The sequence below is a fragment of the Terrabacter sp. Soil810 genome, assembly GCF_001429645.1.
In the GTDB taxonomy this organism is placed as follows: Bacteria; Actinomycetota; Actinomycetes; order Actinomycetales; family Dermatophilaceae; genus Terrabacter.
This window is the reverse complement of sequence record NZ_LMSW01000010.1, coordinates 1-8,029: the sequence shown is the minus strand read 5'-3', so window position 1 is coordinate 8,029 and position 8,029 is coordinate 1. Positions and strand designations below refer to the sequence as shown.

The following is an 8,029-nucleotide window of genomic DNA, read 5'->3' as shown; positions in this document are numbered from 1 at the left end:
GGTCCAGCCCGCCCAGCGCCTCGTTCAGGACGCGCTGCTCGCGATCCAGATCGAGCGGCACCAGTCCCTCGGGCGCGGCGATGGCGGTGACGACCCTGATGTCGCCGGTCAGCAGCGGTGGGTTGGCCGGCACGGTGAGCGAGTCGTGCCGGACGATCGCGACGCGCGGGTCCAGTGCCAGGAACCCGTCGGCGCCCTCGCCGCCGGCGCGGTCGATGTACATGTACTCCCACGGGATCACCGACAGCTCGGCCGGCAGCCGCAGCCTCAGCCGCAAGCCGGTGTTGGCCGTGGCGGTGGCCATGCTCCGCGCGAACAACTCGCGCACGCCGGCGTCTCGGTCACTACCGCTGGTCGGCAGGATGATTGCCGCCAGGGTGCGGCCGAGCTTGAGGAGGCCGTCGGTGTCGAGCTCGCGCTGTTCCAACTGGTCGAGCGAGTACTGCAGCTGCTTGTCGTCGTACTCGACCGGGGTGGCTTCCTCGGCGGTCATCTCGCCCGCGGGCGAGCGCAAGACGCGCACCCTATACTTACCCGTGCGCGTCTCGCCGTCAGTGGGGAGGGAACCGGTCAGCTCCAGTTCCATGTCGAGGTATTCCATGTCGGCCTCCGCAGAAATTCAGAGTTGTTGACGGTACGCGGCCAGCAGGTCGCCCCAATGGGTGTCATTGGGGAAGGTGAGCTCGGCGTACCAGGGAGAGATGCGTTCGACGACCGGCAGGTAGATCGAGACGCCTCGAGTGCCGTCGAACCACGAGCCGAGGTGGCCCTCAGCGAGCACCGCTCCGGCGCCTGGCCGGAGCCCGTCATGCACGTCGTGTGCCGCGCGCCTGACGGTGTCCGCCGCGTCGTTCGATAGCCGGATGGCCTCGGCGATCGCGCCCAGATCCCACAGGTGGTAGTCGAACTTGCTCGGCGCCCGCGCGCCCTTCCGAGACTCCACCTGCTGCGTCGCGTGCTGCGCGCTCCACAGGAGTCCACTGTTGGCGCCCATGTCCTGGAGCAGCGCTCGTGCAAGCTCGTCCGTCGCGTCTTTGACTTCCTCGATCCGGCCGAGGTCGAGCCCGACCTTAGTGACGTCTCCCGCACCGGGCGGGTTGGCCTCATAGAATGCGACGTATCGGTCCACCACGGTTCGCGCCAGCGCCGCGCCGTCCTGATCCGGGTTGTCCCTGAGGTCTCCGTAAATTGCCGGATAGGGCCAGCTGTGCCCAGGCACTAGCTCAGGGGAGGCGGCCAGATAGCGCACCGCGTGCCGGAGCTGGTACGCCACCTCGAGGTTCGCCATGAGGCAGGCGTCCATCCCGAGGAACTCGAGCGGCTTGCCGATGGCCTCGGTGATTGTGCGGGCCACGCGTTCGAGTTCCAGCGTGTCCAGCGATTGGCCGGTGCCGTCGTCGAACAGGACTGCCCGCTCCGCCTCGCGCTGGGGGGTGAGGATCATCCGCAGGGTCGACCGGAACAGCGCCCGGCTGCCTGACGAGCGGGCCCGTTCGGTTGCTTCATCGTCCGCGGGCTCGGCGCCGGGCCGTGCCTCGCGGGCGACTTGAGCGATTTCCGACGGGGTCCACCCGGTTCCGTGGCTCCACAGGACCAGGCCGTACCTGTCGGCCGGGTTCTCGCCGTAGAACCACTTCGCGATCTCGATCAGGGCATCCGGGTCGCCCGAGTTGAAGGCGCCCAGCACCTCCTGCGTGCGCACCGCTCCGGCGTTGCCGACGACATAGCGGGCCGCCCCGGCGGCCCCGTCGTAGAGCATCCCGTGGACGACCTCGGGTGTGCTGCCCACGCCGAGGATCTGCTGACGGCTCACCTTTCCGAGCGGTTCGAGATCGTTGTGTGCGGCAATGTACGTCAGGACGCTCCATCTGGCGTTGCTGGCCATCTCACACCGGTTCGCCCTGGCCGAGGATCCCGAGCGCGATGCGATCCGCCGTGCTCAGCGACGGGTCGGTAGCCGGACCCGGAGCCTTCGTCCCGCCTTCCGTCGGCAGCAGTAGGTCGTCAGGGGCGTCGAAGTAGAGGGCCATCGCGGTCCGGCCTGCGTCGACCAGCGCCGTCCGACGGTCATCGCTCATGTCGAACTCAGTGGTTCCGTACCCGCCCGCCGGGAGCCGGACAACCAGGCGCGCGTACTCGTCGATCACCATCTTGTCGTGGGCACCCGTGGCGGTGTCGACAAGACGGCGCAGACGCTGCACGGTCGCCAGCTCCCCCGGTCGGATCGCGAAGCGCACGCCCCAGAGTTTCGAGCCCGGGACCGGCAGACGCTCGTCGATCAGCATGCCGAGGACCGGAGTCTGGGCCTTCTGGCCCATCAGGCGCGTGATCGGGGCCTCGCTCGAGATGAACAGCTCGATGGGGAAATTGGAGAGCAGTCCGCCGTCCACGATCGCATGACCGGTGATATCCCGTCCTAGGTACGTGCCCCAATCGGACTGCCAGATCACCTCGTCCCAGACGAGCGGAATGCTCATGGACATGCGGACCGCCCACACGAGCGGACACTTTGGCGCGGTGTGGTGATTCAACACGAGCAGGCTCCCCGCGCTCGTGTCCGAGGCCACCAGCGAGAGCTCCACTCCGGTCGCCTGATGGAACTCGGACAGAGTCTGCCCACTGAAACGCCGAGCCACTCCCTCGATCTGTCCGCCGTCGAGCTTGCGGGTCAGCCAGTCGACGAAGCGATCCGCGCCGAACCACCCGCCGCGCTCGACCAGGGAGATCACCGAACGGAAACGGTCACTTCCCGCGAGCAGCCGCACCAACCGGAAATCGACCCATTTCTCGATTCTGTTCCACACGAATGTAAAGTCCACGCCCTCAAGCAGCTTAAGCGTGGAACTCTCCCTCAAACTGTCTTCGCTGAATGCTGCAGGGGGTCCCAGGAACCCCGCGAACACGGACTGGCCATCCTCGGCCTTCTCCGCGAGAGCCTCGAGCATCTCGCCCGGCGAGTAACCGGCGGCCAGCAGCGTCGCGGTGATCGCGCCCGCCGAAGTGCCCAACAGCCGACCGGGGGTGTGCCCCCGATTGAAGAACTCCTGGCAGGCGCCAACGAGCACCATGCCCTTCGCACCACCACCCTCGAACACCAGGTCGTACTCCACGCCTCGTCCCTCCGCTCACAATTCAGGCCAGATCGGGAAGCTGCCGCACGTAGTCTTGAGCGAAGTCGACCAGCCGTTCGGCGATATCCAGGCGCACCGCCTCCAGCACGGGCGCGCTGACCGTGACCTTTCCTGAATGATGCCGGAGAGTCACGTCGCTCTTTCGGAACTTGAAGAACAGGACCTGCGTGAGATTTGACTGCGCCTCGAGGCCGAAAGACATCAACGTTAGGAGCAGCCCGTCAGTGGGGGAGGACTCCGCCAGCCCGACCTGGAAACGCGCGGTGTTCGCTGACTGGCTCTCCCGGTTGAAGAGGGTGATCCATGGGCTGCCGTCACTCATTTTCTGAAGAGCCGTCAGGGTGGTCTTCACCAGGGTCAAGGCAGCGGGGGCGCCCACCAACAGCCCGGCAGCGACTTCCAGGATCGCCTCATGAGCCTGGAAGTCGCCCGTTTCTTCGTGATACTGGGCGAAGCCTTTGTCCTGTATAGCAAAACCGATGCTGGACAGGACCTCGAAGTAGCAGCCATACCAATACTCAACATCTGCGAAGGTGGTTTGGCTGGGCACCTTCTTCTTCGCCACCAGCTGCGCCAGCAGAGAGGCGTTAACGATGTCCGCCCGCTGCTCACGAGTGACCCCTCGGACGAAAGCAATAACCTCCCCACCGACCACCGCCGCCTGCTCCTTCGCCTCGTCCAGCGCTGGCCGCGGGGCCTTCGGTGTATCGAAATCGATGGGAGGAGGCTCCGGAAGGTCGGCCGCTTGCACGAACGCACGCGCCCGGCTAAATGCGTCTACGACCATGATGCGCTCCCGAAGACTCCTGTGTCGCCTAGCAATCCCGTTGGGTGCCCGCTCCGACGCTCATCGCCTATGGGGGTCAGAGAAGCACGGCTATCAGCGCTCGAATCTGTCGACATCGCACAAACACTCATCGTGTGAGACGAGACAGACCACGGGCGCCCAGACCCATGATCTCTCACAGTATCCGACTCCGCTCGCGCCGCCGGCGAAACGCCCAAATGGATCCGTCACCGCTATCGCCGCGCCCCAACTGCCGGTGCCGCTCGGTCGGGGTGGCGAGCAGGGTGTCCGGGACGCCGCACTGAGCGAGCCGGTCCTCGTCGTCGAGACGTGCCGCGACACGACGCTGGCAAAGCTACAGCCAAGTTAAGCAGCAACTGCGTAGCACGCCTAGACGTGGCGCCCTCGTTCCCGCTCCGGGGTTCGGTCGTCTGTAGTCCGCGAATAGTTCCGAGTGCTCATGGCGCCCCTTACGAGATGATTACGATTCCAGCATGCACCCGACGAACCGTGCAGATGGGGCGTTTGACTCACATGAGACCGTCCGGATTACGGTGCAAATGGCACGTCGCGCAGATCTGTTCTGCGGGGACTGTCCGCCCAAGGGTGTTTCTGGCTCGACACGCCGACAGGTTCGGCGAGGAAGGCTGGTTGTCGATGACCGAGATGCTCAAGGGCAGGAGCACGATGCCCAAGGAAGCGAGGAAGGTCGCGAAGCATGACGAGGCGGAGCGGGCAGCGGACGGCTACCTGATATGTCGTGCGTGCTTGTCAAGTGGCGGGGTGAGGCACCCGTCCCCGTGAGGGACGGGTGCCTCGTACCTCGTCGGTTGGCCTGTTGTGGTGAGCGTGTCGATGGCGACGCGCGGTCAGACTGATATGCGCGGGTTGTTTACCGCAGGACGGGGTTTCGGCAGGAGCGGGTTCGCTTGTCTAGGAGCGAGCGTGGCCCCGGAGGGCTGCTCACAGTAGCTTCGCGGGTCGCTCCACGCGCTGCCACCACGTGGGCCGGTCGACGAGGCAGTCAGATGGCCGCTACTGGTCGTCCAAGACGGCCAAGGACCAGCCCCAGCCAGCGAGCTCGCGGGCGATGGCGACGTTGGCTGTGGTGGCACGCTTACGACGGTCCATGAACCTGGCCCAGCGCTGGTGCAGGCGCCGGTTGCCTTCGTCGCCGCGGACTCTAGCCGCCGCGGGGGCGAGGTCCCACCGCTCGAGCGCTGGCGCGGTCTCGCGGAACAGCTGGCCGCAGCGACATCCGGGATGGGTCAGAGACGACAGCGGGTACAGATCGACCAGTTCGAGGCGCTCGAGGTCCCGTTGCCGGATATCCCCACCCAACGCCGGATCGGCGCCGAACTCCGACTCGCCGAGGTCGAGGAGCTGGCGGCACGCAGGGCAACGCTGTCGGCCGCACTACTTCCTGCCGCTCGGAACGAAGCGTTCGCCACACTCACTTGACGCTGCTCCAGGCCCGTCCCGCGATCACAACGTGGTCAAGGAACCGCAGCCCAACCGCATTAGGACTCGAACGGGCTGACCGTGGTCCACAGGTTAGTCGTGCGGTCGAAGTAAAGGGGCTCGTGGTTGATGTCGTCGGAGTGCTGGTAATCGAACACCGACCAGAAGCACGTAGAGCACCAGGAGTATGCGTGTTCGAAGTAGTCCGGGCCGCCGATGTCCAAGAGGCCGTAGTGGACCCGGCCATGGCACCGGTGGCATTCGGAGGTATACTCGGTTTGCTTTCCTGCAGCTTCTCGCTCCAGGGTCTCGACGGAGTAGTAATTGAGGCACGAGGCGAAGGCGAATGGGTTGCACGTCTGAAAGTTGCTGAGCCGGCCGACAAAGTATTGCTCGGGCCCGGAGAGGTTGGTGAGTTTAAGGGTGCCGGCTAATGCCGCATCAGGAATAGTGGCGAGATAGCGCGTGAGTAGAACCTGGATGGGTCGCCCACCGCCGTAGGGCTCGCGGGAGCAGAGCTCGCGGCCCAGGGCTAACCAGAAGTGCTCGTTCTGGAGGAGCAGGATGAGATTCTCCCAGTCACCCAGCTCAACGAGGTGGTCACCTAGATGCCGGGCGGCGTACTTGTCGAGTGCGGTCGGATCGTTGCCGAGCTCGTTCACGTAGAAGGTGGCGATGGCCCGGTGGGCATCCTCCGGAGCGCACCAGAAGTCGTAATTCCGATGCTCGTCAACCAAGTAGTCGCGCAGGGTCTGGTGAAAGAGAGCAAACCGATCTCCGCCGTCCGTCGCGGTGACGAGCAGGAGCTGGCGAGCTGCCGCGAGGTCTTGACGAAGAACCGTTCTAGGCGTACCCGTGAACCAGGAGAGCTGGCGCTCGCAGAGGGGTTCCTCCGCGACGGCAAGTGTGCCGAAGAGCCGGACGAGGCGAGTCTCCCAGTCGTGACGGTCGAAACGCGAGAGGAAATCGGCGTATGCCTCATTGAGAGTTTTCGGGAGTTGGGGGGGGTCCGTGAGGAGAGAGCGGCCCCGGCCGGCGGTCACGTGCTCGACCAGCAGCTTCGCGTGAAGGAAGTTCCCCGATGACACCTGTGCGATGAGCGCCACCTCTGGGCTGGACGCGGGGAGGGCAGCCCGGAGGCTCGATTCCACGTACTCAACGAGTTCATTCTGGTTGCGCGGGTCGTCACTCCGCAGGTGATAGCCGGACGCATGCCTGAAGTGGCGGAGGATGCGACGGTCCGGGCGCGTCGTTATGAAGAGCCGGATCCATGGAAGGGAGGGGGTCTGAGCGATGAGGTCGATCAGGGTCGGTTGTCCTCGGAAGAGGAAGGCTTCATCGAGGGCGTCCAGCACGACGACTGCCGGTCGAGGTGGATTCAGAGCCGCCAGTGGGGCACGGATCAGGACGTCGAACTCACGCTGCGGATCCGCCAACATAAGTCGCTCGAGCACCACTCCCGTGATCTCACCTCCGGTCATGGTTCCCACGTCGATTTCGACACGGACGGACAGATGGATCGGGTCGATCGTCCCTGCCAGCGCGTCGCCGTAGCCGGGCACGCGCTGTCCCATCTGAGCCGCCAGCGAACGCAGTACCGTGTGCGGAACGACCGTCTCGCTGCGTCCGGCCGCGCAGAAGTGGTAGGCGCAGATGTCGGCTCGCCGCCGGATGAGTTTTGCCGCCAGGGCCGTCTTTCCGATGCCCGGTTCGCCGGTGAGCATGAAGATCTGGTCGTCACCGTGCTCCACCCAGTGGTCGATGTCGCTAAGAAGCCATTCACGCCCCGTGAACTCGCGCGTTGCATCTTCCATAAGGGAACTGAAGTCGAGCGCCACCAGTCTCGGCGACCACAGGCCCTCGTCCATCAAGGTCGCTCCCTTCCGGATACGGCGACCGTAACCTCAACCTCGGAGCCCATCGTCGCCCTCCTCTGTTGGTGACCTGCGCTCGCGTCGGCAAGCAAGAGCGTCGACGCTACCCTTGAAGCCCAGTGAGGGACCCTCTACCACGGGCTCGACCCCTCTGGTTGACGACAACGGTTGCGGCACCGCTCAGGTTGGCGTCCACTCCCGTCAACTCGGTTCGCATCGTGCCGGCTCTTGCCGGACCTCGATGTGGGTGCCCGTCTGCTCCCGCGCTTCCCCGGTGAAGGTAGGGCGCCGGTGGTAGACGGCCTCCAGGAGACTTCGCAATTGTCAGGCCTGGAATGGAGGGTCCCGTCGTCGTCGTCGTCGACGTCGACGTCCACGTGCCCGAGGGCGACCGGAGACAACGCCGAGCTGAGGTTGAGCTCAGCACGCTACCCCCCTTTCCCACCGTGTCGACGTCGATCTCAACGTTCACCGATCCGCCAGCTAACTCGGCCTGCGTGCCGGTAAGGTCGCCCATGACCGTTTCCAGCGACTGTCATGACCACGGCGATCCGTCCGCTGAGCATGCGGCTGACCTCGGCGCCCGTCACGACGCCGCCGGTCTGTACATTGTTGACGCGGACGCGGACGCGGACGTTGACGTCGGCTTCGGCGCTCTCGCGGGCCCGGTCACGGGCGCTCTTGTCTGCGGCGCCTTCGAAGAGTTGCCCGTGCGCGGCTCGCATGTAGAGGACCGGCACGCCCCAGTCTCGGCCTTCCTTGTCCTTGTTGAACGC

5 protein-coding genes and 1 pseudogene are annotated in these 8,029 nt (G+C 65.4%); all 6 read right to left on the bottom strand.

Going from position 1 to position 8,029, the window contains the following annotated elements:
• Window positions 1-601, bottom strand: a pseudogene (locus ASG96_RS05835) (hypothetical protein); the annotation flags it as partial.
• An 18-nt stretch (window positions 602-619) separates the two neighbouring features.
• Complete coding sequence (locus ASG96_RS05830) at window positions 620-1,885, bottom strand: clostripain-related cysteine peptidase (RefSeq protein WP_057587284.1); 1,266 nt, start codon at window positions 1,883-1,885, stop codon at window positions 620-622.
• Window position 1,886: 1 nt separating this feature from the next.
• Complete coding sequence (locus tag ASG96_RS05825) at window positions 1,887-3,110, bottom strand: patatin-like phospholipase family protein (RefSeq protein ID WP_057587281.1); 1,224 nt, start codon at window positions 3,108-3,110, stop codon at window positions 1,887-1,889.
• Between the two features lie 22 nt (window positions 3,111-3,132).
• Window positions 3,133-3,918 (bottom strand): hypothetical protein, encoded by a 786-nt coding sequence (locus tag ASG96_RS05820; protein WP_057587279.1) that lies wholly within the window; start codon window positions 3,916-3,918, stop codon window positions 3,133-3,135.
• A 1,520-nt stretch (window positions 3,919-5,438) separates the two neighbouring features.
• Window positions 5,439-7,247, bottom strand: a complete 1,809-nt coding sequence (locus ASG96_RS05805) for an AAA family ATPase (RefSeq protein WP_057587274.1) — start codon at window positions 7,245-7,247, stop codon at window positions 5,439-5,441.
• A gap of 467 nt (window positions 7,248-7,714) precedes the next feature.
• Window positions 7,715-8,029, bottom strand: a 315-nt coding sequence (locus ASG96_RS23585) for a hypothetical protein (RefSeq protein ID WP_162262022.1), incomplete at its 5' end; no start/stop codon positions are given.